This is a genomic window from Enterococcus sp. DIV1537a (genome assembly GCF_051712085.1).
GTDB classification, from domain to species: domain Bacteria; phylum Bacillota; class Bacilli; order Lactobacillales; family Enterococcaceae; genus Enterococcus; species Enterococcus faecalis.
Window position 1 is genome coordinate 318,509 of sequence record NZ_JBIOOE010000001.1, and the last position, 26,380, is coordinate 344,888.

At 37.6% G+C, this 26,380-nt stretch carries 23 protein-coding genes and 2 other annotated features; of the genes, 17 read left to right on the forward strand and 6 right to left on the reverse strand.

Going from position 1 to position 26,380, the window contains the following annotated elements:
* Window positions 1–72: 72 nt before the first annotated feature.
* The 5 genes from arcC to IGJ41_RS01740 all read left to right on the forward strand — a co-directional run bounded on the left by arcC (window position 73) and on the right by IGJ41_RS01740 (window position 6,058).
* The gene (arcC, locus tag IGJ41_RS01720) at window positions 73–1,011 is read left to right on the forward strand and encodes a carbamate kinase (protein WP_002355252.1); all 939 of its coding nucleotides are present in this window, start codon (window positions 73–75) and stop codon (window positions 1,009–1,011) included.
* 6 nt (window positions 1,012–1,017) lie between these two features.
* Window positions 1,018–2,238: a dicarboxylate/amino acid:cation symporter gene (locus IGJ41_RS01725; protein ID WP_002361159.1), complete on the forward strand. Its 1,221-nt coding sequence runs from the start codon at window positions 1,018–1,020 to the stop codon at window positions 2,236–2,238.
* Window positions 2,239–2,327: 89 nt separating this feature from the next.
* Window positions 2,328–3,389 (forward strand): ureidoglycolate dehydrogenase, encoded by a 1,062-nt coding sequence (allD, locus tag IGJ41_RS01730; RefSeq protein WP_010710125.1) that lies wholly within the window; start codon window positions 2,328–2,330, stop codon window positions 3,387–3,389.
* Window positions 3,389–4,810 carry a hypothetical protein gene (locus IGJ41_RS01735; RefSeq protein ID WP_002408676.1) on the forward strand — a complete coding sequence of 474 codons (1,422 nt, stop codon included), beginning with the start codon at window positions 3,389–3,391 and terminating at the stop codon, window positions 4,808–4,810. The genes allD and IGJ41_RS01735 overlap by 1 nt, the downstream gene beginning before the upstream one ends.
* Before the next feature lie 24 nt (window positions 4,811–4,834).
* Window positions 4,835–6,058: an amidohydrolase family protein gene (locus IGJ41_RS01740; protein ID WP_002389547.1), complete on the forward strand. Its 1,224-nt coding sequence runs from the start codon at window positions 4,835–4,837 to the stop codon at window positions 6,056–6,058.
* A 139-nt stretch (window positions 6,059–6,197) separates the two neighbouring features.
* Here the strand turns inward: IGJ41_RS01740 and IGJ41_RS01745 are convergent, their stop codons facing one another.
* A complete protein-coding gene (locus tag IGJ41_RS01745; protein ID WP_438713760.1) occupies window positions 6,198–7,709 on the reverse strand; it encodes a helix-turn-helix domain-containing protein in 1,512 nt (503 codons plus the stop codon).
* A gap of 74 nt (window positions 7,710–7,783) precedes the next feature.
* Between IGJ41_RS01745 and IGJ41_RS01750 the strand changes: the two genes are divergently transcribed.
* The gene (locus IGJ41_RS01750; RefSeq protein WP_438713762.1) at window positions 7,784–9,919 is read left to right on the forward strand and encodes a vWA domain-containing protein; all 2,136 of its coding nucleotides are present in this window, start codon (window positions 7,784–7,786) and stop codon (window positions 9,917–9,919) included.
* Between the two features lie 61 nt (window positions 9,920–9,980).
* Here the strand turns inward: IGJ41_RS01750 and IGJ41_RS01755 are convergent, their stop codons facing one another.
* Complete coding sequence (locus IGJ41_RS01755; protein ID WP_033591568.1) at window positions 9,981–10,160, reverse strand: hypothetical protein; 180 nt, start codon at window positions 10,158–10,160, stop codon at window positions 9,981–9,983.
* 185 nt (window positions 10,161–10,345) lie between these two features.
* Here IGJ41_RS01755 and IGJ41_RS01760 point away from each other — a divergent pair, with 185 nt between their 5' ends.
* Both IGJ41_RS01760 and IGJ41_RS01765 read left to right on the forward strand, forming a co-directional pair.
* Window positions 10,346–11,725, forward strand: coding sequence for a PcsB-like coiled-coil domain-containing protein (locus IGJ41_RS01760; protein WP_104855599.1), 1,380 nt, complete (start codon window positions 10,346–10,348; stop codon window positions 11,723–11,725).
* Window positions 11,726–11,842: 117 nt separating this feature from the next.
* Window positions 11,843–12,072, forward strand: a binding site (T-box leader).
* 60 nt (window positions 12,073–12,132) lie between these two features.
* On the forward strand, window positions 12,133–13,260 hold the full coding sequence (locus IGJ41_RS01765) for a 5-methyltetrahydropteroyltriglutamate--homocysteine S-methyltransferase (RefSeq protein ID WP_438713765.1): 1,128 nt from the start codon (window positions 12,133–12,135) through the stop codon (window positions 13,258–13,260).
* A 50-nt stretch (window positions 13,261–13,310) separates the two neighbouring features.
* Here the strand turns inward: IGJ41_RS01765 and IGJ41_RS01770 are convergent, their stop codons facing one another.
* On the reverse strand, window positions 13,311–14,495 hold the full coding sequence (locus IGJ41_RS01770; protein WP_010817008.1) for an AI-2E family transporter: 1,185 nt from the start codon (window positions 14,493–14,495) through the stop codon (window positions 13,311–13,313).
* A gap of 15 nt (window positions 14,496–14,510) precedes the next feature.
* The gene (locus IGJ41_RS01775) at window positions 14,511–15,026 is read right to left on the reverse strand and encodes an HdeD family acid-resistance protein (protein ID WP_002381189.1); all 516 of its coding nucleotides are present in this window, start codon (window positions 15,024–15,026) and stop codon (window positions 14,511–14,513) included.
* 192 nt (window positions 15,027–15,218) lie between these two features.
* On the opposite strand from IGJ41_RS01775, the gene IGJ41_RS01780 reads away from it, so the two are divergent.
* The 6 genes from IGJ41_RS01780 to IGJ41_RS01805 all read left to right on the forward strand — a co-directional run bounded on the left by IGJ41_RS01780 (window position 15,219) and on the right by IGJ41_RS01805 (window position 20,721).
* Window positions 15,219–15,905 (forward strand): DUF969 domain-containing protein, encoded by a 687-nt coding sequence (locus tag IGJ41_RS01780; RefSeq protein WP_002355265.1) that lies wholly within the window; start codon window positions 15,219–15,221, stop codon window positions 15,903–15,905.
* A complete protein-coding gene (locus IGJ41_RS01785) occupies window positions 15,902–16,846 on the forward strand; it encodes a DUF979 domain-containing protein (RefSeq protein ID WP_002355267.1) in 945 nt (314 codons plus the stop codon). Before IGJ41_RS01780 ends, IGJ41_RS01785 begins: the two co-directional genes overlap by 4 nt.
* 15 nt (window positions 16,847–16,861) lie before the next feature.
* A complete protein-coding gene (pcp, locus tag IGJ41_RS01790) occupies window positions 16,862–17,503 on the forward strand; it encodes a pyroglutamyl-peptidase I (RefSeq protein ID WP_153854057.1) in 642 nt (213 codons plus the stop codon).
* Window positions 17,504–17,784: 281 nt separating this feature from the next.
* Window positions 17,785–17,960, forward strand: a binding site (T-box leader).
* A gap of 89 nt (window positions 17,961–18,049) precedes the next feature.
* A complete protein-coding gene (gene nhaC / locus IGJ41_RS01795) occupies window positions 18,050–19,495 on the forward strand; it encodes a Na+/H+ antiporter NhaC (protein ID WP_002383673.1) in 1,446 nt (481 codons plus the stop codon).
* A 151-nt stretch (window positions 19,496–19,646) separates the two neighbouring features.
* Complete coding sequence (locus IGJ41_RS01800; protein WP_002362972.1) at window positions 19,647–20,081, forward strand: MarR family winged helix-turn-helix transcriptional regulator; 435 nt, start codon at window positions 19,647–19,649, stop codon at window positions 20,079–20,081.
* A 4-nt stretch (window positions 20,082–20,085) separates the two neighbouring features.
* Window positions 20,086–20,721 (forward strand): nitroreductase family protein, encoded by a 636-nt coding sequence (locus tag IGJ41_RS01805; RefSeq protein WP_438713768.1) that lies wholly within the window; start codon window positions 20,086–20,088, stop codon window positions 20,719–20,721.
* Between the two features lie 42 nt (window positions 20,722–20,763).
* Here the strand turns inward: IGJ41_RS01805 and IGJ41_RS01810 are convergent, their stop codons facing one another.
* Entirely contained in the window at window positions 20,764–21,597 is an 834-nt protein-coding gene (locus tag IGJ41_RS01810; RefSeq protein WP_101731663.1) for a Cof-type HAD-IIB family hydrolase, read from the reverse strand.
* A 183-nt stretch (window positions 21,598–21,780) separates the two neighbouring features.
* Between IGJ41_RS01810 and IGJ41_RS01815 the strand changes: the two genes are divergently transcribed.
* From IGJ41_RS01815 to IGJ41_RS01825, 3 genes are read left to right on the forward strand one after another with little or no spacing between them, the layout of a single operon-like run.
* Window positions 21,781–23,529 (forward strand): PTS transporter subunit EIIC, encoded by a 1,749-nt coding sequence (locus IGJ41_RS01815; protein ID WP_202524423.1) that lies wholly within the window; start codon window positions 21,781–21,783, stop codon window positions 23,527–23,529.
* Window positions 23,520–25,553, forward strand: coding sequence for a BglG family transcription antiterminator (locus IGJ41_RS01820; RefSeq protein ID WP_438713771.1), 2,034 nt, complete (start codon window positions 23,520–23,522; stop codon window positions 25,551–25,553). Before IGJ41_RS01815 ends, IGJ41_RS01820 begins: the two co-directional genes overlap by 10 nt.
* A 10-nt stretch (window positions 25,554–25,563) precedes the next feature.
* Window positions 25,564–25,998 carry a PTS sugar transporter subunit IIA gene (locus IGJ41_RS01825; protein ID WP_010711967.1) on the forward strand — a complete coding sequence of 145 codons (435 nt, stop codon included), beginning with the start codon at window positions 25,564–25,566 and terminating at the stop codon, window positions 25,996–25,998.
* A gap of 256 nt (window positions 25,999–26,254) precedes the next feature.
* Here IGJ41_RS01825 and IGJ41_RS01830 read toward each other — a convergent pair whose 3' ends face one another.
* Complete coding sequence (locus IGJ41_RS01830) at window positions 26,255–26,350, reverse strand: type I toxin-antitoxin system Fst family toxin (protein ID WP_015543884.1); 96 nt, start codon at window positions 26,348–26,350, stop codon at window positions 26,255–26,257.
* Between the last annotated feature and the right edge of the window lie 30 nt (window positions 26,351–26,380).

The following is a 26,380-nucleotide window of genomic DNA, read 5'->3' on the forward strand; positions in this document are numbered from 1 at the left end:
ACAAATTATTTCTTATCCGTCGATACTGAAAAGATTTTGTCTTTGCTTTACTAAAAAGGAGCGAATCAATCAATGAGTTTAAACGTAATTGCCCTAGGTGGTAATGCTATTTTAGATACGGATCCAACAGATGAAGGCCAAAAAGCCGTCGTTAATCACGCGGCCAAATATATTGCAGAATTTGTTGCTAAAGGGGAACAAGTCATTGTCTGTCACGGAAACGGACCACAAGTAGGGAATTTGCTTTTACAACAAAAAGCAGGCGAAAGTGAAAAAAATCCAGCGTTGAAATTGGATACTTGTGTTGCGATGACACAAGGAAGCATCGGTTACTGGTTACAAAATGCTTTAACTAATGAGTTTGAAAAACGTAACATTGCTAAACCAGTTATCTCTGTAGTTACACAAGTGCGTGTGGACAAAGAAGATCCTTCGTTTAAAAAACCATCAAAACCAATTGGTCCATTCTATACAAAAGAAGAAGCTGACGCGGAAGCAGCCAAAGATGGCTCTACGTATGTGGAAGATGCTGGCCGTGGCTACCGAAAAGTTGTTCCATCACCAATGCCTAAAGAAATTGTTGAAAAAGAGGCGGTTCGTGCTTTAGTAGAGGCGGACGTTTTAACTATCTGTTCTGGTGGCGGGGGCATTCCGGTCGTAGCAGAAGACGGACAATACGTAGGTGTGGAAGCGGTTAACGACAAAGATTTCTCTGCACGTGTTTTAGCTGAAAACGTTGATGCAGACCGTTTGATTATTTTGACAGGCGTTGATAACATCTACATTAATTACAATCAACCAGATCAAAAAGCATTAGAACAAATCAGTGTAGCCGAAGCAGAAGAATACATTAAAGAAGGTCACTTTGCTGCTGGTAGTATGCTACCAAAAATCGAAGCTGCCTTAGACTTCGTAAAAGGTGATGACAAACGGAAAGCAATCATTACTTCTATCGAAAACTTAGAAAACATCGATAAAGAAGCAGGAACTGTGATCAGTCAAAAGGGGTAGTTTACCATGAAAAAACCGTCCATGATCACCCAAATTGCAATTGCTGTTGTCGTAGGAATCCTCGTAGGACTCTTGATTCCTGCTAGCGGCAATTACTTGAAAATAGTTGGAGATGTCTTTTTGCGACTGATGCAAATGGCTATTCCTATCTTGATCTTAGGGCAAATTGTCCAAGCAGTTGGCAGTATTAATCCAAAAGAATTAACGAGCCTTGGGGGTAGAACAATCGCTGTTTTCGGGATTTCCTCCTTAGCTGCCGCTTTATGGGGCGTCCTAATGGCAGTCATTTTTAATCCAGGATACGGTGTTAAAATGACTGGCTTCCAAGATGCTTCTATTAAAGCGCAAGAAATCTCAATCACTGATACGATTTTAAATTTCGTTCCGAAAAATATTTTTGATTCACTGACTCAAGGATCGATTATTCAAATTATTGTCTTTGCATTATTTTTTGGTTTAGCACTGAATAAATACTTACAAAGCCATCCAGAGACACAACTCTTCCAAATAATTGTGGACTTTAATGAAGTTATCATTACAGTCATTCGATACGTCATGTATCTAGCACCTCTGGGGATTTTTGCTTTAATTGCTTCAACAATTAGTCACTTAGGCCTTCAAATTATTTTACCGTTAGTGAAGTATCTATTGGTCTATGGATTAGGAACTATTTTATTTTTGGGCATCTGGATTTTGGTTATCACATTGTACTGTAAAGTAAGTCCACTACGTTTAATTACAAACATGAAAAATATGTCTGTGATGGCCTTGGCGACAACTTCTTCAGCAATTACTTTACCAGTAGCTTTGGAAGAAACAGAAACAAAATTAGGTTTAAGTAAGCGAATTACTAACTTAGTGTTGCCGTTAGGTATGTCGTTAAACAGTAACGGTTCAGCGATGCATATGGCTTTTACTGTAATGACTATCGCTCAGATGTATCAGCTAGAGTTTGATATTACGAAAATGATTTACTTAGCAATTACAGCAACGTTTGTCTCACTAGCAAACGCAGTTGTTCCCGGTGCGGGCTTAGTCTCACTGGCAGTGATTGTTCCGCAAATGGGTTTACCCATTGAGAGTATTGCAATTTTTGCAGGCGTCGAATGGTTTGTTGGCATGTTACGAACAATTTTAAATGTCAATTCAGATGTTTACTCTGCTATTCTAGTTGCAAAATCAGTGGATGAAATTGACTATACTGTCTTTAACAGTAGCAATAAGTAGTGAAAAAAGGGGAGGAAATGCAAGGACGAAGAAGAAAATCACTTGTTTTCTTTCCCTTTTTTAAGATTAATGATAAAGGAGCAAGCGCAATGGAAGAAATGGTTGTCGTTACACCGGAAAAATTAGAAAAGCTGATGAAGCAAAAATTAGAAGCTGCTGGTTTACATTCTGAACATGCCGAAGAAGTTGCTCGACATTTAACTTTTGCAGATGCTAGCGGTATTCATTCACACGGGGCGGTTCGTATGGATTATTATGCGGAACGGATTGCAAAAGGCGGGATCACGATTGACCCCGAATTATCATTTGAAAAAACTGGACCGTCCACTGCCATTTTTCATGGCGATAATGGCGTGGGTCAATTTGTTTGTAACGAAGCATTAGCTGCTGCAGTTGACCTAGCCAAAGATTCAGGGTTAGCATATGTTGGCGTTTCTCAAACGAGTCATAGCGGGACGTTATCGTATTATGTTAAAAAAGCAGCGGAACAAGGCATGGTTGCTCTTTCGATGTGTCAATCTGATCCAATGGTGGTACCGTTTGGTGGTACAAGCAATTATTTTGGAACAAATCCAATCGCTTTTGCAGCACCTAGAGCAGGTCATGAACCAGTCGTGTTTGATATGGCTACGACAGTACAGGCGTGGGGGAAAATTTTAGATGCACGTTCAAGAGATGTTGAAATTCCCGACACGTGGGCAGTAGACGAAAAAGGCCAGCCAACGACTGATCCTTATGAAGTACGAGGTTTATTGCCGATTTCAGGACCAAAAGGATATGGACTAATGATGATGGTCGATGTCTTAGCTGGTTCGTTGTTAGGCTTACCTTTTGGCAAACATGTCAGCTCCATGTATGCGGATTTAACGGAGAAACGGAATCTGGGACAGATGTTTTTAATCATTGATCCAAGCCGCTTTACAGATTCTGAACGATTTAAAGAAAATATTAATCAAATGGTGGAAGAACTTCATAGTGTGCCTACAGCAGAAGGGTTTCAACAAGTTTACTATCCAGGAGAAATTGGTCAGCTAAACTATCAAAAAGCCATGTCAGAAGGCATTGAAATTCCACAAAGTATTTATGATTATTTAGTTAGTGAGATTGTACATTACGATAAATATGGCGGGCAAGGTGCCTTTGCCAAATAATGAGGAGCGCAGAGGGTATTCGCTGCTGCGTTGCTCTCGCCTTCTTTCTATTGGAGGAAAGTAAAATGAAAAAATCGTCAAAAGTAGCACTTATTTTTGCATTTTTAGTTAGTATTTTTGTGCCAGTTGCGGCCTTTGCTGATGAGATTGGGGATGTAGTTGCCCCGACAGGAATCATGGCATTAGTTGTGATTATTCCATTGATTGTTGTTTTGGTTCTATTGTTTATGAAAGTCGATATGATTATTGCTGGTTTAATTGGTGGCGTCTTAGCGATGCTGATTGGCGGCATTGGACTAGAAGAAGCGAATAAACAGATGTTGGAAGCTATCCCGATGATGTTAGGAATTACCGTTCCCATCATTAATTCAGCTGTTGCGATGGCGGTCTTTAAAGCAGGTAGTTATTCAGCTGCATTAACTTTAGCCAAACGAGGCACAAAAGGAAAAGTCGAGTATGTTTCAGCTTTTATTGTTATCTTATTAGCCGCAGCCACATATATGTCAGGAATTGGTGGCGGAAGTGCGATGGTTATTGCGCCATTGGCCTTTGCTGCAGTTGGCGTTGTTCCTGAATTAATTGCAGCAATGTCTTTAGCTGCTGCGGTATCATTTACAACCTCACCCGCTTCATTAGAATCAAGTATTGTTTCAAAATTAGGCGATATCAGTGTCGGTTCATATGTTTCAACCATGCGACCTTACTGGTTATTCTTCGTAGCATTAGCGATTGTTTTAGCCTTTTGGGGAACGAAACATAGAAAGATTGGCTTTAAAGAGTCGGCAGATGATGAATTTGATAAAAAGAGCAATGGTGAATTATTTAAAATTACCTTGCCAGCCATTTTCTTATTGTTTGCTGTAATTTTTGGACCAATTGTGAATGATTTAATTGGTTTTGCCTTCTTTACGCCACTTGTATACATGATTTTAACATTAGTTTTAATTTTCTTATGTACAGATTTCTCAATGAACAAATCTGTCGAAGCGATGGTAGATGGGTCTACATATATTTTGACTCGTTTATTCCAAGTAGGGATTTTCTTAGCCTTTATTAATGTTATTGCACAAACAGGAACGTTTGCTGTAATCGCAGGTGTTGCTGAAAATGCACCAGCCTTTATTGTCGTGCCAGTTGCCATTTTAACAGGGATTTTAATTGGGATTCCAGCTGGGGCCTACGTAGGTTCTGTTTTAACTTTAGTGCTACCAGTTGCTGTATCGTTGAACTTCCCACCGTTAGCATTAGGTTTTGTAGCAATGGGTGTTGGTTTAGGTAGTCAAATGAGTTTCGTGAATATTACCATGCAAGCTTTATCTTCAGGCTTCCAAATTCCAATTTTGGATGTTGTTAAAGGAAACGTGAAATGGTTAAGTATTGCCTCTGTACTATTATTAGTTATCGGTTTAATCTTTGGATAAAAAACAATTTAGGGAGTGGAAAACATGGATTTATTAATTAAACAAGTTCGTCTTCAAGACGGTGAAGCATTACAAGATGTAGCTATTAAAGAAGGAAAAATCATTGAAATCGCCCCAGTTATTACTGGCGATGCCAAAGAAGTCATCGAAGCAGATGGTCGTGTTTTAATCCCAGGTTTTGTAGAAAGCCACTTACATTTGGACAAGGCATTAATCGCTGATCGTAAACCAAATAAATCAGGTACGTTGAAAGAAGCGATTGAAGTAACCGCAGAATTAAAACCAACATTTACCGAAGAAGACATTTACGACCGTGCTAAACGTGCTTTAGAAATGTTAATCGTTCATGGGACCACGGCGTTAAGAACGCATGCAGAATTTGACCCAGCGCAAGGTTTTACTGGCTTCAAAACAATTATGCGTTTGAAAGAAGAATACAAAGAGTTAATTGACATGCAAGTAGTCGCATTTCCGCAAGAAGGAATTTTTAAAGCCCCTGGAACAGAACAAATGATGTATGAAGCAATGGATATGGGCGCAGACGTTGTCGGCGGTATTCCTTATAATGATGCACCAGCGAAAGAACATATTGATTTAGTGTTTGAAATTGCTAAAAAATATGATAAAGATGTAGATTTACATCAAGATTTTGCCGATGAAGCTGATGATATGAGTATTGAATATTTATGTGAAAAAACTATCGCTGAAGGCTACCAAGGCCGTGTTTCAGTGGGCCACTTAACGGCATTGCACGCCTTACCTGAAGCAGAATTGGCGCCTATTATTGCAAAAATGGCGGAAGCGAATATTAGCGTAATGGCTTTACCAGCAACGGATTTACATTTAGGGGCTCGTGGTGATCAGTACAATGTTCGACGTGCGGTTACGCCAATCCGTAAATTACGCGATGGTGGCGTGAATGTCTGTATTGCTACAAATAATATTCGCAATGCTTTTACACCATATGGCACAGGGGATATTGTTCAAACAGCGATGCTAGCCATTCCTGTTGGGCACCTAGGTGGAGCGGATGACTTAAAAACAGTGCTACCAATGGTAACAACAAGTCCTGCTCGTGCGATGGGACTAGAAGGATACGGTGTCGCAGTTGGGAATAAAGCAGATTTAGTCTTATTAGACACAAAAGTGGTTGAACATGCGATTATTGATATTCCAGAACGGTTATATGTTATTAAAAACGGCCGTGTTACAGTCAAGACAGACAAAAAAGTCGAAATCATTCGTTAAGAAAAAAAATAAAAAGCTCAAAATGTTAGTTGTCAAAACTAACATTTTGAGCTTTTTTTGATAAAGGTAAAGATGTGTTTGATTGATCCTGTTTTAGTTATTTTTTTGTTCCTCGAGTTCTATTTATAACAGAATTAAATCATTTCTTTGCTACCAACCGATCTAATTGTTCTTGAATCGCTAGTAAGTCAGGTAAAGAAACTTGCGCATTAATTAATAAAAATGGTGCAGCTTGTTTTACTTGCAGCAAAGGCGTAGTGCTTAAATAAAGGTCGTACCTATCTTCTTCAGACAATTGATTAATTGCAAGGTGATAGAAACTTGCAAACGTTTCACGAATTCGTTGAATGATAATCGCTTCAATCGGTGTAGGTAAGTCTGTTTCTATTTTTATGTGAATTGTTTGATTGAAAGCTGTTGGAGCAGTAATTAACGTGTAGGCCATCGATAATTGAAGGCCTAAGCCAGTTTGTTTAGCTGGGTTCGAAACATAGATGTCTTGCTCGGCGACTATCTTTTGTGCATGCTCAAATAAATGAGCAAAATTTTGTAATAAATACTTCTTAATATTGTAGCCAGTAAGTGTAAAATCCATTTGTTCAAATAACTCTACGAAAAGAAGACCAGCCACTAATTGTTTTGTGAATAAGCCCCTGTTTTTTGTCGTTTCAAAGGCATGAGGGTTTTCTGTTTCAAGGGAGTGAAGAATCTTTTTAATAAAAGAATTCGTCTCTGAAAATGGTTGGTTAGGTTCGATTAAATCTATAAAATGTTTGTTCGAGAGTTGTACTGTTGTATTTGTTAATAGAAATAAAAAAATCAGCTGGCTTTCACTCTTGGGTAACAGAAAGGCGTTCGTTAATTGATTTTCTAAATGTTCTTTTAGTAGATGATGAGTATCAACAAATTGAAGCAGTACTTCTTGATCTTCATCAGATAAAGAAGAAATAGATTCAGAAAATAGGAAATTTGTCTGGAATCCCTTTCGATAACGAATAATATTTACCGCTAAAATATAACAAATAAGTTTCATATTCAATTGATTAGCTGGAAAATAGCCTAAAGCAATCAGTTCTTTCGCAAGGGTTTCACATTTTGTTTGCGAAACGTCAGCAAATGGCCAATCGAGACCAGAAAAAACGCGCCAATAGAAAGCAATCATGAAAAAACGAATGCGTGGTTCAGCACCAACTAAACGAATCTCGCCTTTGGTTCTCTGGATCGAAAAATCAAAGGTTTTTAAAATGGTATCTAACTCAGCAACCTTATGCCGAACAGTTGATTCGGATAAGAATTGGTCCATACTAAATTTTGTTAAATGAACATTGCTTTCAAAGAATAGTTTTTCGAGCAATGTAAAATACGGACTACTTTGCAAAATTTGCTTCGTCAAAATTTTATATTCTTTTTTTGATCCCATGAAACAATAGCCTTTACCTCGCTCGGCAGAGAAAATATGTGAACAATTATTAGCCAATACATAAGGTTTACTAATTAAGGATTCGTAGTATTTATTAATTGAACGTCGATCCATTTGTAACAATTGACTAAGTGTTTCAATACGAATAAAGTTTTTTTTAGGGTACAACAAACGCAGTAAATCCAATTCCTTTTTAACTTCTGAGCCGAAAAAAGTGTCTAATATTTCCATTATTCTTCTCCAATTGGTTCGATTCTTTTTGTTAAAATAAGTATAACTTGTTTTTTATTCGATTGTTTAAAAAAATGTACTTAACAAGTACATTTTTTTGTCTCCTTAAAAGTTATTTCTGTAGTAAGTTACATATATCGCTCAAATTTCATTTGAATGAGAAATTACTTACCACAAAGGAGTTAAAAAAATTGAAAAAAACAACCTTATTTTTATTTATGTTCTTTTTCCTAATGACTATTTTTAGTATAGACGTTTCCGCAGAAACATACAATTTTAACTATAAAAATGACGAACAAGGTCATTATTTAACGAACGGAATTAGTGAGGGAGACACAAACAATTATGATTATGGTCATGCCCCTGAAGCGACATTTGACGAAGAAAAATATGTGAATTATGGAGATGAAGCTTATTTGAAGAAAAGTGTGGCGGCTGTAACAGGCCAGCAAGGGCTTTTTAATGTGACTTTAGATGTAAAAGGAAATCAAACAGAAAGCCCTATTGATCTAGTGCTAGTGATTGACTATTCTTCGTCAATGAAAGGTGAAAAATTAAACAACGCTTTGAAAGGTTTGCAACAATTCGGCGAAGAACTTTCAGATTCATTAACAGATGGTCATGTTCGAATTGGTATTGTTGCCTATAATCGACTAACTTACTCCACCGCGGATTTTTCTACAGACATGAATGACTTAGAAGACTTTTTAAGAAATACAGCCGAACCACATTCAGGTACATTTATGCAAAAAGGCTTGCTAGAAGGGCAACGTTTATTGGCTGAAAAAAGTCGTCCAAATGCAAAAAAGATGTTGGTTCATATTGGTGATGGGAGTGCAAATGCTAGTTTTTTACCTAGAGAAAATGCTCAAATCTATCCCAATAATGGTGAAATTATCGATTACAACGGTTACCATACATCGTCCTACATGGAAGAGTTTCAAACAGAATCCAATCAGTACTATACAAGTAACAGTGCTTCTACTGATGCTAACGCTATCCAAACAAACAGTACAACAGTGACAGATAATACGTTAGGAACCATTGTTTCTCTAAAAAAATCAGGAGATACTTATTATTCAATTGCAGCTAATCCTTCGTTAAGAGGAGAGTATATTAGTAGGAATATAGCTTCTGATCCTAAAAATTATTTGATTATTGATGAAAATTTATCTGGCTTGGGCACTGCGCTGAAAGAATTAGCTGGGAGTATCAATAATACTATCCATGAGGGGCTCATTATCGATCCGATGGGAGAAAATATTCTTTTACAAGGTGCTGGGAATTTCACAGAAGATAACTACCAACTAAAAGGTTGGCGAAAAATACCAACGGGTGAATGGTTAGAGGCTAGTGACTTATTGACTGATGTCGTAGTTACAGAAGAAAATCAAGTGCTCCATATTTCTACTATTTCATTAGGAAAGAACGAACGTTTAACATTAACTTATCAGATTAGATTGAACACAGAAACAAATGATTTTAAAGGAGATACATGGTTTTTATGTAATGATCGTACTACGTTACAGCCAACTCCAGAAGAAGAAGCAGTTGATTTTCCGATTCCAGCAATTAAAGCACCTACTGTACAATTAAAATTGATTAAGAACTGGGAAAATATTGCAGAAAAAGAAATTCCAGAAGCAATTCAATATCAAGTAACTCGAAAAGCGACAACAGAAGAAGCTGCTTGGTCTACTTCAGAAGTCATGCAACTAACCAAAAAAGAAGGCTATCAAAAGCTGATTAATCAAGTAACGGTTAATGGCGCAGAAGTAGTATTACCAAAGTTTAATAACAGGGGTGAAGACTTTATATATCAGATAGAAGAAGTGAACGTGCCATCTGAATTTGACAGTATAATGACAAAGACAAAGGATGAATTTATCCTTACCAATCGTCGTAAAGAAGTTGTTTCCAGCACAACAGATACAAGTACGAATGAGTCTTTAAGTTCTGAGACTGCTACGACAAATTCGAGTGCTGAAAAACCAATTGTTGTAGAAACTACCACATCAACCTCAGAACTCAAGGATAATAATTTCTTAGCAGAGACGAACACAACAGCAAAAAAAATAACGAAGGCTACACCCAATGACACACATTTACCAAAAACAAACGAAACCCAGAAATTTCAAAGAGTATTCTTACTATTAGGTGGTTTATTGGTAGGTTTATCTGGATTCTATTTACTTAAGCAGAGAAACTAAAATAATTCTTTAAATAAAGCAATAAAAGGCGGCTCAACGAAGCGGCCTTTTTCTTGATTCATTACCAAAATATAACGAATTTTGTAACAAAAACGTTTGATAAAAAGAAGGAAAAATGATTAATTTTACGAAAAAAAGCATATATCGACAAAAAAGAAGCAAAATTTGAATAAAAAAAGAAAAAATATGAAAAAAAATCGAAGAATTGTTTAACAATTGAAAACACGTGAAAACCAGTCATGACAAGGTGTAAAAACCTTACAAAAGGTAAGTTTACCTATTATGAAGAAAGAAGGAATGATCTGAAATGTTTTTGTAACATTTCTATTGCTTAATTGAAATATGGGTGTGGTAGAATGTTTTTGTCGTAAGAAAAGATTAAGATATTTTAAATAAACTTTAGAAATTAATTCGGAGGAATGACAAGTGAAGAAACGTCTATTTGCATCAGTATTACTATGTTCATTAACGCTATCAGCAATTGCTACCCCAAGCATCGCTTTGGCGGACAATGTTGATAAAAAAATTGAAGAAAAAAATCAAGAAATTTCATCATTAAAAGCAAAACAAGGGGATTTAGCTTCACAAGTATCTTCTTTAGAAGCAGAAGTATCTTCAGTATTTGATGAAAGCATGGCTTTACGTGAACAAAAGCAAACCCTAAAAGCAAAATCAGAACAATTACAACAAGAAATTACAAACTTGAATCAACGTATTGAAAAACGTAACGAAGCAATCAAAAATCAAGCACGCGATGTTCAAGTTAATGGACAAAGCACAACAATGCTAGATGCAGTTTTAGATGCGGACTCAGTTGCAGACGCAATCAGCCGTGTTCAAGCTGTTTCAACAATCGTAAATGCCAACAACGACTTAATGCAACAACAAAAAGAAGACAAACAAGCTGTTGTTGATAAAAAAGCTGAAAACGAGAAAAAAGTGAAACAACTTGAAGCAACAGAAGCTGAATTAGAAACAAAACGTCAAGATTTACTTTCTAAACAATCTGAATTAAACGTAATGAAAGCTTCATTAGCATTAGAACAATCATCTGCTGAAAGTTCTAAAGCTGGCTTAGAAAAACAAAAAGCAGCTGCTGAAGCAGAGCAAGCACGTTTAGCTGCTGAACAAAAAGCTGCAGCTGAAAAAGCCAAACAAGCTGCTGCAAAACCAGCTAAAGCTGAAGTGAAAGCAGAAGCACCAGTTGCCTCTTCATCAACAACAGAAGCACAAGCACCAGCAAGCTCAAGCTCAGCAACTGAATCAAGCACGCAACAAACAACTGAAACAACTACACCAAGTACAGATAATAGTGCAACAGAAAATACTGGCTCTTCTTCATCAGAACAACCAGTACAACCTACAACACCAAGTGATAATGGAAATAATGGTGGCCAAACTGGTGGTGGAACAGTTACACCAACACCAACACCTACACCAGAACCAGAGAAACCAACACCACCAACACCAACACCTTCTGCTGATCCAACAATCAATGCATTGAACGTTCTACGTCAATCATTAGGTTTACGTCCAGTAGTATGGGATGCAGGTTTAGCAGCTTCTGCAACTGCTCGTGCAGCACAAGTTGAAGCAGGTGGTATCCCAAATGATCACTGGTCTCGCGGAGATGAAGTTATCGCAATTATGTGGGCTCCAGGTAACTCAGTAATCATGGCGTGGTACAATGAAACAAACATGGTAACAGCTTCAGGTAGCGGTCACCGTGATTGGGAAATTAACCCAGGTATTACACGTGTCGGTTTTGGTTACTCAGGTAGCACAATTGTAGGACACTCTGCCTAATCAGCAATGATAAAAATAGACGTAAGCAGCTTCTGGAAAGAAGCTGCTTTTTTCGTTACTATTTCATCCATCTCCGTTGACAAATTTGCTAAACGTGGTATTCTAATTATAATCTAATAATTTCCGTTGAATAGGAAAGTAAATGCAAGACAGCTGGTAGAGAGACTTTGGTTGGTGAAAAAAGTTAGATGTCTGTATCGAAAAATGGCCTAGGAGGAATTTTTGTCGAAACGTAGGCAAAAACGTAATGTCTTTCGTTAACAAGACCGCTGATTATGATTGTCAGTTGAAGGGAAAGAGTCATCTTTCCGAAAAAAGGTGGTACCGCGATAATAATCGCCCTTTTACTAGTTACGGCTAGTAAAAGGGCGTTTTTTTATAAATAAAAATAGGAAAGAGTGAGGCAAATGAGTAGTCAGATTCCTTTTACAGTTGATCATGTGGGAAGTTTTTTACGTCCAGAAACAATTAAGAAAGCACGGAAAAAGGTCCAAGCAGGTGCTTTATCTCAAGCAGAGCTACGTCTTATTGAAGATGAAGAAATCAAAGCATTAGTAGCAAAACAAAAAGCTGGCGGCTTACGGGGAATCACAGATGGTGAATTTCGTCGCGGTTTTTGGCATATTGATTTCTTAGAAGGATTAAATGGCGTGACAGGCTATATCCCAGAAACGGGGTATAACCAAACCTTTCATGGAAAAGCAGCTCCGGCCTATAATATCTGCGTAGTGGATAAAATATCTTTTCCTGCGCAACATCCATTTTTAGAGGACTTTTCATTTTTAAAAGAGGTGGTGGAAGTTGGTGATGGCACGGTAGCCAAAGCAACGATCCCTAGTCCGACCATGATTTTACGTCAAGAAATTTTATCCAACGACGGCACCTCGCGCATTCAAACAATTTATCCAGAGATTGGTGCTTTTTATAAGGATTTAGCACAAACATATAAAGCCGCAATTGCGGCCTTTTACGAGAGAGGTTGCCGCTATTTACAATTTGATGATACAAATTGGGCGTTTCTAGCGGATCAGACAAAACAAGAAGAATTACGAGCAAAAGGAATACAGCCAGAAGAAATTACACAAGTGTGTACCACGATTATTAATGAAGCCTTAGCTGGCAAGCCAGAAGATTTAACTGTAACCACACACATTTGCCGTGGGAACCATGCTTCGTCTTGGTTATTTTCAGGTGGTTATGAACCGATAGCAAAAGAATTATTTGCTACGAATTATGATGGTTTCTTCTTGGAATATGACTCAGATCGTGCAGGGGACTTTTCACCATTAAGACATTGGCAAAATAATGGCAGCAAAGTCGTTTTAGGTTTAGTTACTTCTAAGTTTCCTGAATTAGAAGAGACTGAACAAGTGAAAGCACGAATTGAAGAAGCCCAACAGTTTGTTCCTTTAGAAAACTTAAGTATTAGTCCGCAATGTGGTTTTGCTTCAACGGAAGAAGGAAATCGTTTGACGGAGAAAGAACAATGGCGCAAAGTTCAATTACTTCAAGAAATTGCTAGAGAAGTATGGTAAAAAACTGGGACATAAGTCTAAACGGCTTATGTCCCAGTTTTTTCATTGTATTATTTTAAATATTGATCTTTAGTAAAATTCGTGTGTTCATACTCGCCGTTGTCACCATAAAAGCGGTTATAGCGTTGTTTGAATTTGCGGAATAAATAAATGACTGTCACTTTAACTAGGCAATACATTGGAATCCCAAAAATAACGCCCATTAAACCAAACAGTTCACCCATAACTAACAAGACAAGTAAAATAGTAATCGGATGGACTTTTAATTTATCGCCCATCACACGAGGAATAACAAAATCACCATGAATCAATTGGATGGCAAACCAGACGATAACAAATTTAACTACCATAAATGTGGAATCCTGAAAGGCAATAATCAATCCAGGAATAAAGGCAATAAATGGCCCGATATAAGGAATAATACATAAAATACCCGCAGCTAAAGCTAAAATGCTACCAAATTGTAAACCAATTAATAGAAAAGTTGGCCAATACATAATCCCTAAAACCAAGGAAGCAATGACTTGACCTTTTAGATAATCGCCAATTTGAATGTTGGCAATTTGGCTATATTCGTCAAAATCAGGACGAAAAGCTGGGGGAATGATGCCTTTTACAAAGCGATAAAACTTTTCTTTGTCTTTTAAAAGGAAAAAAGCGATGATAGGTCCTGTAAACAAGGTTAGGAAAGTAGAAGAGACTGCAGAAAAGACGCTTCCCAGACCTTGTGCGCCTGTTTGTAGGTAATCCCCTGCAAAGTCTTTAAAGGAGTTTGCAAGTTTGCCCCAGAGCTGATTAATCGACTCATTAGCAGATTCTAAATCTTTTGCAAAAGGTGTTTTAGCCATAAATTCTTGTACTGTTTGGAGCGTGCTTTTCCAAAAACTTGGGAATTGTTTGATTAATTCTTCCGTTTGGTCTTGGATAATTGGGAAAAGTTGCAGTCCAGCTAACACTAGTAATGCAATAATTAAGACATAGAGAATCGCAATCGCCCAAACACGGGGAATTTTTTTCTCAAGGCGTTTCACCATTGGATTAAGCAAATAAAATAGAATAATACCAAAAAGTACCGGGCCTAAGACGGCACTAAAAATAACAAAAATTGGTTTAAAGATAAATGAAACAGTGTTGAATAAAAAGATAGTTACAGCAATTAGACAAAGGATAGTTAATGTGTAAAGTAAATTTTTCCCACCTAAAAAGCGGATCCACTTGGTACTTTCTTTATCCATAAGTTGCTCCTTTCGTTAAGCTTTATTTCTAAAATGACCAATAATTTCAATGACACCCATGAAAATCAGGATAAATCCAAAGACTTGCATCAAAACTAAGAGACTTTTGAAGGGGTTGAAAACTAAAACAGCTCCAGCGATTAAAACCAGAATACTGTAGATAAGCGCGCCTGTTTGACGAGTATTTAAAGCAAAAGTCAATTGAACGAGGCCGTTTATAACAATGCTAATCCCTAATAAAAACGGCAGAATCGAAACGATCACTGGTGCAAAAAATAAAAAGGCTACTGCTAAGACGACAAAGATTAAACCTGTTACGAAACCAAGTCCCCAGCTACCCGTTTGTTTTTTTATTTTGTAGTCATCATAAATATTAATTAACCCTAAAAGCATCAAATAACCAGCAATTAAATAACCGACGAACTGGAAGAAAGCACCGGGATTAAAGACAATGGCACTTCCGATAACGATAAAGACGGCGTCGCGCAATAGGGTATGGCGCCGAAAATTTTCTCTAAAAGTTTGGAACATAAAAATCCTCCTCAATGTTATTGTTTCTTTTATTCTAGCGGAAAAAAGAAAAAAGTGCGAGTGGTAGCTCTAAAAAGTGTTGGAAACTGTGTCTTTAGAAAAAATAACATTAAAAATTAAAAAAGTCTTACAAATGAGCGAAAATTGGCATATAATGGAAAGTGAAATTTTATTTTAAGAAGGAGAGATTTGATGGATTTATTACCTTTATTAGGCGTATTGATCGTCATTGTCGGCTTCGCATTGAAATTTGATGCTATCTTGATTGTGATGGTTGCTTTAATAGTGACGGCTTTTACTGGCGGGCTTGGTTTGACATCAATGCTAGAAACACTAGGAACAACCTTTGTGAATAATCGAGGCATGGCTATCTTTATTATTATTATGTTAGCAACAGGAACGTTAGAGAGAAATGGCTTGAAAGAGTCAGCGGCTACGTTGATTAAACGATTCAAAAAGGTATCTGCTGGTGTGATTATTGACATTTATGGTGTCTTTCGGATTATCTTCGCCGCTTTTAACGTAAGTTTCGGTGGGGTAGCAGGTTTTGTGCGTCCGATTATTTTGCCAATGGCGTTAGGAACAATTGAATCAAAAAATTTACCAATGGTGCCAGAGTATGAAGAAGAACTAAAAGGGATGGCTTCAGCCATGGAAAATATCTGTTGGTTCTTTGGTCAAGTTCTGTTTGTTGGTGGGGCTGGGGCATTACTTGTTCAATCAACATTGAAAGATTTAGGCTATGAAGTGACATTAGGTAAACTGGCTTTAGTGGAAGTACCAGTCGCCTTAGTTGCCTTAATTTCGGCAAGTATTTACTTTACTTTAAAAGAAAAAAGATTACGTAAAAAATATTATGGACAGGAGGGACTGAAATGAGTTTTTTCACAGATCCAAGTATTGATTTGAGTGCAAAGTTATTGGAAGTCCTTTATATTTTTATGGGTATTATCTTGTTATATACAAGTTTTCGTAGTTTTCGTGATAAAACCAATCAACATGCGTATGGGACTAGTTTATTCTGGGGGATTTTAGGGATCTTAATCGGTTTTGGTCGGTTTATTCCACCAGTTGCCTGTGGCGTACTTATTTTTGTGATGACAATTCCGGCAATTCTTCAAAAAGTGACAAAAGGAGAAAGTCGCTTACCTTCGAAAGAATACATGGAAAAAATGTCTCAAAAATTAGGAATGAAGATTTTTATTCCCGCACTAAGTATCGGGGTTTTTGCAATTCTTTTTGCCACATTGACTACTTTAGGGGCTTTAGTCGGTGTCGGTGTTGGTGTCTTTGTAGCGATTTTCATCATGATGTTCTTTTCTAAAAATAATACGCCGAAAGTATTTTTTGATGATGCGGCGGAAATGTTAGAGACAGTCGGTCCGCTTAGTACGTTGCCAATGCTATTAGCTTGTTTAGGTGCTGTTTTTACTAGCGCTGGTGTTGGTGAGATTATTTCAAAAGGGGTTAGTGCCGTAGTACCAGCAGGAAATGTCAATGTAGGGATTATTATTTATGCTGTGGGAATGGTTATTTTTACGGCTATCATGGGCAATGCCTTTGCAGCAATAACCGTGATGACAGTCGGAATTGGTGTGCCGTTTGTCTTTTCTTTAGGTGCAGATCCCGCATTAGTTGGGATGGTTGCCTTAACATGTGGTTTTTGTGGTACACTGTTAACACCGATGGCTGCGAACTTTAATATCGTACCTGTAGCCATGTTGGAAATGAAAGATAAGTACGGCGTCATTAAAAATCAATTGCCGATTGCACTTTTCATGTTAATTTTCCAAATTGTTTATATGATTCTATTCAAATAAGAAAGGATGATCGAAATGAAAGTTGTCGTTACTGGCTTTGATCCATTTGGAGGAGAAGCAATCAATCCTGCCTTTGAAGCAGTCAAAAAATTACCTGCTGAAATTGCAGGAGCTGAAATTATTAAAGTGGAGGTGCCAACTGTTTTTGGCACTAGTGGTGAAAAAGTGGCTGAAGCAATTGAAACCCATCAACCAGATATGGTGATTTGTGTTGGACAAGCAGGCGGCCGTCAAACAGTCACTGTTGAAAAAGTAGCGATTAATTTAGCGGAAGCGCGTATCCCGGATAATGCAGGTCAACAACCAAGCGATGTGCCGTTGGTTGAAGATGGAGCAACAGCCTATTTTACAAATTTACCGATTAAAGCGATGGTAAAAAATTGTCATGACCATCAATTACCTGCAGCGATTTCTTATACAGCAGGAACCTTTGTATGTAATGATATTATGTATCACTTACTACACTTAATTAACACTAAATATCCAACTATTCGTGGCGGATTTATTCATGTTCCGTTCCTACCAGAACAAACAATTGATAAACCAACGTTTGCTTCTATGTCATTAGAAGCAATCACAGAATCTTTGTTCTATATGATTGAAGCAGCGGTAAAAACGCAAGAAGATATTCAACTACAAGGTGGCACAACCCACTAATTAACAGGAGTGTGGAACAAAAATCACTTTGGATTTTTGTTCCACGCTCAAAAACTGATAAACGGCGGGAACAGAAGCAACTCCTTCGGAAATAAGCCGAAATTCTCTAAAAATTAAAGAACAATTTTCGGAAATTCCTTCTTATTTCTCGGAGTTAAACGCTGCTGTCCCGACCTCTTTCTATTTTTACAAAAAGAAAAAGTAATTTTTGTTGGCGTGTGAAAAAATTTTTTATACTATTTTCGTTGACAAGTCGGTTTCTTCTTGGTATATTGAGATTCATAAATTATTAGCCCAGTAGGAAATAGATGTTTTGTTCAGAAAGTCGATGGTTGCTGCGAATCGATCAAGTCTATTTGTGAATTACACTAATAAGTAGTAACAATTACATAATACATAAGCGAGAAGCAAGTAAGCTTCTAATTAAGGTGGTACCGCGGAGAGATTCGTCCTTATTCTTTAAGGATGAATCTCTCTTTTTATGTAGCTTTAGGAGGCGTTTTCAATGAGTTGTGGAGGGGTTATTCGTTATCATAAGATCCTTTAATGTCAGAGTATTCAGAAAAAAGATTAGAGGAGAGTAACGAAATGAAAGAAAAACAGAAAAAGAAGACCGTGAGTGTTCGAGAAGCAAGTATCGTTTTATTAATTATTGTGGCAGCTATTGCAACAGGAGTAATTGGCTTAAAGATATCGCCAAATATTACTATTTTGTTTGTGATTGCATTGATTTTAGGCTACGCAATGTTTCGTAAAGTACCATTTGATCAAATGCATAAAGGGATTGTTGATGGCTTGAAGCCAGGGATTATTCCAATTTTTATTTTTATTTTAGTGGGGGCATTGATTGCCGTTTGGATTCAAGCTGGAATTATTCCAACGATTATGGTTTTTGGTTTTAAAATGATTAGTGTTAAATGGTTTGTGCCGTCAGTTTTTATTGTCTGTGCGATTGTCGGCAGTGCAGTAGGTAGTGCTTTTACAGTGATGTCAACAATTGGAATTGCCTTTTTCGGTATTGGCAGTACCTTAGGGTTAAATCCTGCTTTAGTTGTGGGTGCGATTGTTTCTGGTTCAGTTTTTGGTGATAAAATGTCACCTTTATCAGAATCAACAAACTTAGCCGCAGCGATTGTTGAAGCGGATTTGTTTAAACATATAAAAAACTTGATGTGGTCGACTGTACCAGCATTTATCGTCTCTTTAATCTTGTTTATGATTTTAGGACAAACGTACGCGAATACTAGTCTGACAGAAGTAGTTCAAGTTATTCAAGTATTGGAAGACCACTTTACCATTTCAATTTGGTCATTGTTACCATTAGCCTTAATGTTAATCTGTGCCTGGCGCAAAATTCCAGCGATTATCACGATTTTGTTAAACATTATTGTGGCAGTAATTATGATTATTATTCAAAATCCGAAAGTATCGTTGCAGGCATTAGGAAACACGTTGGAAAATGGGTTTGTTTCTCAAACGGGGAACGCACAAATTGATCAATTATTAAGTCGTGGCGGGATTATGAGTATGATGCCGACTGTTGCACTTATTATTCTAACGTTGTCTCTAGGTGGCTTATTAATGGAATTAGGATTGATTTCTGCGGTCATGGAAGTTGTTTCTCAGAAAATGAGCAGTACACCGAAATTGATTTTATCAACGTTATTAACAGGAATTGGCGTAAATATTTTTATTGGTGAACAATTCCTATCGGTTATTTTACCAGGGAATGCCTTTAAAGAAGTTTACAAAAAAGAAGGCTTGGATCCGACTGTTTTAGGCAGAACCTTGGAGGATGGCGGGACGGTTATTAACTACCTCATTCCTTGGGGGATTGCAGGTAGCTTCGTAGCGGGGACCTTTGGCGTACCAACGTTGACTTACTTACCATTTGTTTTCTTTAGCTTATTATCGCCTGTCTTCTCAATGGTCAGTGCGTTTACTGGTTTAGGGATTAAGCGGTTATCAGCAGAACCTGTTACCGAAAAATAGGTCGATTAAAATAGAACAGTTGATGGGGAATACTGTAGTTTCTCTCTGTCAATTGTTCTATTTTTCTTGTAAAAAAGGTTGCATTTTTAGAAAGAAACAGTTATAGTTGACTAGTCAATTGTTGACGAGTCATCTTTTTAAGGAGGAAACTATGTCGTTATCATTACGGGAAGTTAGCCAATTATTATGTCAGTTAAAGGTATTAGATCAAAAAATTACCAAAGTTTTTGAAGAGCAAGTTGGCTTGAGTTTGACTCGTTATGAGTTGCTGATGATTTTAAAAGAACGTCAGCCGTGTCTTCAAACGGAGATTCAAGAACACTTAAAAATCGATAGTGGTGCGGTCACTCGCCATTTGAAAATTTTAGAAGAGAAACAGTATGTGACACGACAGCGAAATCCAGAAAATAATCGGGAAGTGCTAGTGCATTTAACAGAAAAAGCACAACAAGAACTACAGCAATGTACAGCCAAGCAACAAACGGTAACAGAAATTATTCCCAGTACATTTACAAAGGACGACTGTCGCCAGTTAAAAGAACTTTTGACAAAACTAGATCAAAGCATTACAACGAAAGAGGTATGATAGAATGACAACATATACAACGAATGATTTTTCAGAGATTGTTTTTGGCCGCAAATCAGTTCGGGTGTACGATGAAACCCATAAAATTTCTCATGAAGAAATGTTAACAATGATTCAAGAAGCGACCACCGCCCCTTCTTCTGTTAACATGCAGCCATGGCGTTTTGTCATAGTGGAAAGTGAAGCAGGCAAAGAAAAATTAAAACCCTTAATTCGCTTTAATACGCGTCAAAATGAAACATCTTCTGCAATGCTCTTAATTTTTGGTGATCTAAACTGCCATGAACGAGGAGAGGAAATTTACAATCAAGCTTATGCTAGTGGTAAAATGCCTAAGGAAGTGCGGGACCAACAATTAGCAGCAATTATTCCCCATTATGAAAGTTTAAGCAGAGAACAAATGAATGACATCGTAAAAATTGATGCGAGTTTAGCAGCTATGCAATTTATGTTAGTGGCACGAGCTCACGGATATGAAACAAATCCAATCGGTGGTTTTGAAGCGGAAAAATTAGCCGAAACATTTGGTTTAGATCAAGAGCGCTATGTCCCAGTAATGATTTTATCTGTGGGTAAGGGGATGGAAACTGGCTATGAATCTGTTCGTTTAGCACCAGAAAAAATCACGACATTTGAATAGGCAATAAAAAATGACGGCGTACGCTTGCATCAACCAACGATCTTAAAGAAAGTTGGCTAATGCAACAGCGATGCCGTCATTGTCGTTGGATAAAGTGACTTCCGTTGCGATGCTTTTAAGCTCGTCAACGGCGTTTTCCATAGCAATCCCCGTGCCGGCCCATTCCAACATTGTATAATCGTTGAGACCATCACCAAAAGCAATTACTTCTTCAGCAGTTATGCCTAACTGTAGGGTTAGTTTTTCTAAAGAACGCGCTTTATCAATATTTTTAGCGGTAAATTCAAAATAGAAAGGAGCGGAAAAAGCAGCGGTGACGGTTTCTTTGAAAGGCGCGTAGATGGCCTCATGATATTTTTGTAAATAGGTGGGTTCACCAGCAATTAAAATTTTGTTCAAGGGAAAGTTTAGTCTGGCGGCTAAATCATGCCACTCACATAATTGAAAGTTGCCGCCCCGTGATTCATATTCAATAATATTAAAATCACCAGTCTCTAAATGTAAGGTGTTATGAAAAACATCATTGACATACATAAATGTTTCATCATTAATCATTGGAATTACGTCAAATTGTTTCAAATGCTCTAAAATTTGTTGACTCAATGACTTTGAAATTGTCTGATTAAATAGTTGTTGCTGACTGCCATGATGGGTGACACAAGCGCCGTTATAGGAAAGTAAGTGTCCATTATAATGAGCCATCTCCAATTCATCTGCTAAGGGCCGCATACCGTTAGTCGGGCGGCCAGAAGCCAAAATCAGTGAGAGGCCTTGTTTTTGTGCAGCTACTAGTGCTTGTCGCGTTTTTGGTGAAATCTTTTTTTCTGAAGTTAACAAGGTGCCATCAATATCCATTACAATTGCTTTGATTGCCATAATTGGCCTCCAATCCGAAGAGTTTCTTTCTTTTAGTATAAAAGTTTTTTCTATTAATGTAAACGGATTCTCTTGTGAGGTGTATAAAAGAATTATTTTACAAAAATCTATACTATTTTTTTGTGAAATTTCATATAATAGAAGTATTCTAATTATCTACATAGAGAGCGAGGGACAAGGAATATGAAGGAAAAAGAAATGCATTCGCTCTTTTTTAAACATAAGTTTGTGAAAGTAACTCCCTATTTACGTCGTTTTGGTCATCGTTTGAGTGGGATGATTATGCCAAATTTGAGTATTTTTATTGCGTGGAGCTTATTGTCTTTGGTGGCTGGCTATACGACCGGGAATCTACGGCTAGCTCTTTCTGAAGTCGAAACGATAATGATTCGAGTTGTTTTACCGATTTTAATTGGTTTTACAGGCGGAAAAATGTTCGAGGAACAACGTGGCGGCGTCGTTGCTGCTATTGCGACAGTGGGCGTGATTGTTTCCACAGATGTTCCACAGTTGTTTGGTGCTATGTTTATTGGGCCTTTAGCAGGATATACTTTCGCCAAAATTGAACAAATTCTCTTACCGAAAGTTAAAGAAGGCTATGAGATGCTGACTAAAAACTTTTTGGCAGGAATTGTGGGAGGACTGCTTTGCTGTTTTGGTATTCTGGTTGTAGCTCCTGCTGTTGAAAGCGCTAGTTTTTGGCTGTATCAATTTTCTTCTTGGTTAATTGAAGCCAATCTTTTGCCATTGGTTCACGTTTTCTTAGAACCCTTAAAAGTGTTATTTTTTAATAATGCGATTAACCATGGCTTATTAACGCCTCTAGGTTTAGAAGGTGCTAGTCAAACAGGTCAGTCCATTTTATTTTTATTGGAAACAAACCCTGGACCAGGCGTGGGCGTTTTGGTTGCTTTTCTGCTGTTTGGTCCTGTAGGACAACGAAAAACAGCAGGAGGCGCCACCATGATTCAATTGATTGGGGGTATTCATGAAATTTATTTTCCGTTTGTTTTGATGGATCCGCGCTTATTTTTAGCAGTAATTGCTGGAGGAATGAGTGGTACGCTTGTTTTTCAAATATTTAATGTGGGGCTAAGTGCTCCAGCTTCGCCAGGTTCATTGGTTGCGATTTTAGCCAATGCCCCGACTGAGGCGAGGCTGGCGGTTTTTAGCGGAATTTTTGTTAGCTTTCTGTGCTCTTTTGCAATAGCAAGCTTGTTATTAAAACGTCAACGAGGAATTGAACCAGTTTCAATGATAAAGATGAAGGAGAAGGAGGAAGACCAAGTGGAAACAGTCACACCTAACTATCAGCAAATTTTATTTGTTTGTGATGCAGGAATGGGATCAAGTGCCATGGGGGCTAGTTTGCTAACCCGACAATTAAAAGCTGTGAACTTGGAGATACCTGTGACTTACCGGTCCGTTCATCAGATGAAGTGGCAGCCTAAGACATTAGTGGTCATTCAAGCAGAATTGAAACAGTTAGCACAAAAGTACGTCCCAGAAAAGGATATGGTGAGTGTTCAAAATTTTTTAGAAATTAAATCCTATTCCCCGCAAGTTTTAGCCAAACTGACTGCTTCTTCTCAAGAGCAATCTTCACTTGGTTCAGAGTCTACTGGAACGAACCCGACCAAACAAAGACAGAAGCTTGTTTTTTTATATGCCGAGAATGTTCGAGGATCGCAAACAATGGGAATGGAATTATTGCGGCAACAAGCAGCGAAACAAGGAGTCGCGATTGAAGTATCTAAAGAACCACTGGAAACAGTCTTTTTTACCAAGGAGACAACCTACGTAGTGACTCGTGAACTGGCGCAAGCCTATCATTTAGATCTAACGCAACAAAATTTATACGTAGTTACTAGTTTTTTGAATAAGAAAGAGTATCAAGAATGGCTGGAAGGAGGAGCTGATAGATGTTTTTAACGACAAGAGAAACTGTTCTATTAACGGAATTAGTGAATAGTCCTACCCCTGTTTCAGTAAACCGCATGATGAATTTGTTAAAGGTTAGCCGCCGGACGGTATATCGTGAATTAGAAAATTTAGAAACCTCGCTAGCATCGATGGGCGCGACATTGGAAAAAGTAGCTCGTGGGCGCTTTTCGATTCAAGCAGATGAAGCAGCGATGACGGAAATTCAGGCTGCTATTTTAGGAGAAGAGACACAGGAACTTTCTACTTTGGCGCGGCAACATGCGATTTTATTGACATTACTGCAAACAAAAGAACCAGTCTCTATGCATTATTTTCTGGAAACGTATTGTATTAGTAATACGACTTTTTATGCCGATATTAAACAATTAGAAACACGGATTGCTCGGATTCCGTTGACGATTTCTCGGAATCAAGGTTATGAAGTGACTGGTTCTGAAAAATATCGCCGTCTTCTAATGGCGAATATTCTAAGTATGGAAATTAATGAGTACCAATTTTTTCATTTTACCGAATTAACAACAAGCGACCATTTTTTCTTTCAGTTTATTCATGCAGAACATTTAGCATTTGCACAAAAAATTGTTCAGCCAGAAGTAGAAACTTTATTTCCAGCATTAAGTGATCGCAAATTACAACATTTGATTTTAATGTTAACAATTGCGATGGATCGAGTCACTGCAGGTTTTTATTTAGCTGATGAGACCTATACTGGGCAGATGAATAAGGCTTTTCTAAATTGTTCTAAACGACTTTTTTCAAAAGTCGCTGCTGAAACGAAACAACTATACGCTGTCAGTGAGATTGTTTTTTTTGCTAGCTTATTAAGTGATTTTTCTAATTCTTTTGATGAAGATTTTTTTGATGAACATTTTGACACTCAGCTGGCTTATGCATTGAAACAACTGATTGAAGCAGTAAGTCAAGAAACGGAAGTTAATTTTTTCGAAGATACCAATTTGTATAAAATGTTGTTGACGCATTTATCAGGTGTTTTTTCTCGGGCGGTTTTACAAGAAGAAGATTTAACGAATCCCATTTTAGAACGGATCATGAATCAATATCAAGAAATAGCTGCGGCTTTACGCCAAGCGTTGCCGCAAATTTTTCCGCAAAAGAATCTATCGGAAGAGGAAATTGCCTACATGGTACTTCATTTTGCTAATTCTTTAGAACGGAGTCCCAAAATTATGGAAGTTGATATTGCTGGTTTTTCTCCTAGCGGTTTGGCTTCGACAAGTATGTTGGAAATGCGATTACGGCGCTACTTTCCTTTTATCAACCAGATTCATTTTTTTCGGATTGCGGATTTAGGTAAGGTGAATGTTGAGGAAAACTATGACTTAGTGATTTCCACTTCGTTATTACCAGGATACAATGGCAAATATAAATTGATCTCACCGTTACTTTTAGACGATGAAATCCGCCAATTGAAAGAAGAGTTTAAGCGGATTAGTCACGAAAAACGCTCGCTTAGGAAAGCACCTGTGAAAAAAACAGGTGGCGAAGAAAGCTACGAAACAGTGGTCGCTTTCATGGAAGAAATTAGTAAACTATTAGAAACATTTTTCATAGCAGATTTAAATAATCAAGCGGATTTGGCAGAAACCGTTCAACAAGCCCTCGCGCAACTTTCCGCAGATTTAATCACCGATAGTGCAATCGTTTGTCAGCAATTGATGAAACGTTACGAGCAAGCGCCTATTGGGATTCCTCAGACGGAAATGGCCTTATTCCATACCTCAAGTACAGCAGTGACACAGCCTGTTTTTTGTATTTTTAATCTGGCCCAGCCACTTATGATTGAAGGTATGGATAAAAAGCCGATGCAGTTACAACGTATGTTACTCATGCTAGCGCCGATGCCGATTGATGAAACAATCGGGAAAATTTTAGGAAAAATCAGTGGTGCGATTATTATGAATGATTTAAATACAGAAATTTTTCATTCAGGAAATGAAGCCATTGTTTATCAGTTGCTTTCGTCATTATTAATTGAAGAAATGAAAGGCTAGGTGTTGAGAGATGTTTGAAATTACAGCGGAGCAAATAATGTTGAATCAATCGTATGCTAGTTGGGAGGAAGCACTTGCAGCTTCTGGTGAATTACTGCTAAAAAATCAGTTGGTCACGCCTGACTATGTCAAAGCAATGTATCAACGTCAACAAAAAGTCAGCGTGTATATCGGTAACTTCGTGGCATTGCCTCATGCGGAAGGACAAGATGAACAAGTTTTAAAAGAAGGGATTTGCTTTATTCAAGTGCCTGATGGGGTCAACTTTGGTACGGAAGCAGATCGAAAAATAGCCACCTTGTTATTTGTTGTTGCTCTAAAAAGTCAACAGCAATTAAGCATGCTTCAAGAATTAGCTTTTTTCTGTTCAGATCTCGAAAACATTCAGCGGCTCAGTGATTGTCAAACAATAGATGAAGCGCAAAAAATTCTGGCTCAAGCCTAAAGTTACGTCTGAAAAAAAAGCAATTCAATCTGAAATGTTCAAAAATTATTGAAATAATTCTATATTAAAAAATAAAATATTTTAATTTAAGAGGTTAAACAAAAAAGATAAGAAGATTCCTTGACAAAAAATAGGACCTATGATAAATTTAAAGTAACTTGTGACAAAGTCGTGCATGGATGCACTAAAAAGACACCCTATTGCGGTAGGGTGTCTTTTTTTGCTGTTTAGACAGCAGCGGTTGGAAGCAACTTGTTTATTCCTCGTTCTGTTTTTCCAACCAAATGGTTACAAGTTTCAGGACAATCCCGACAAAAATCGGCACAAGAATTTTTGTGACAATCTCGTACATGTGATGCACCTCCTTTCGAGGCAAGTCGCC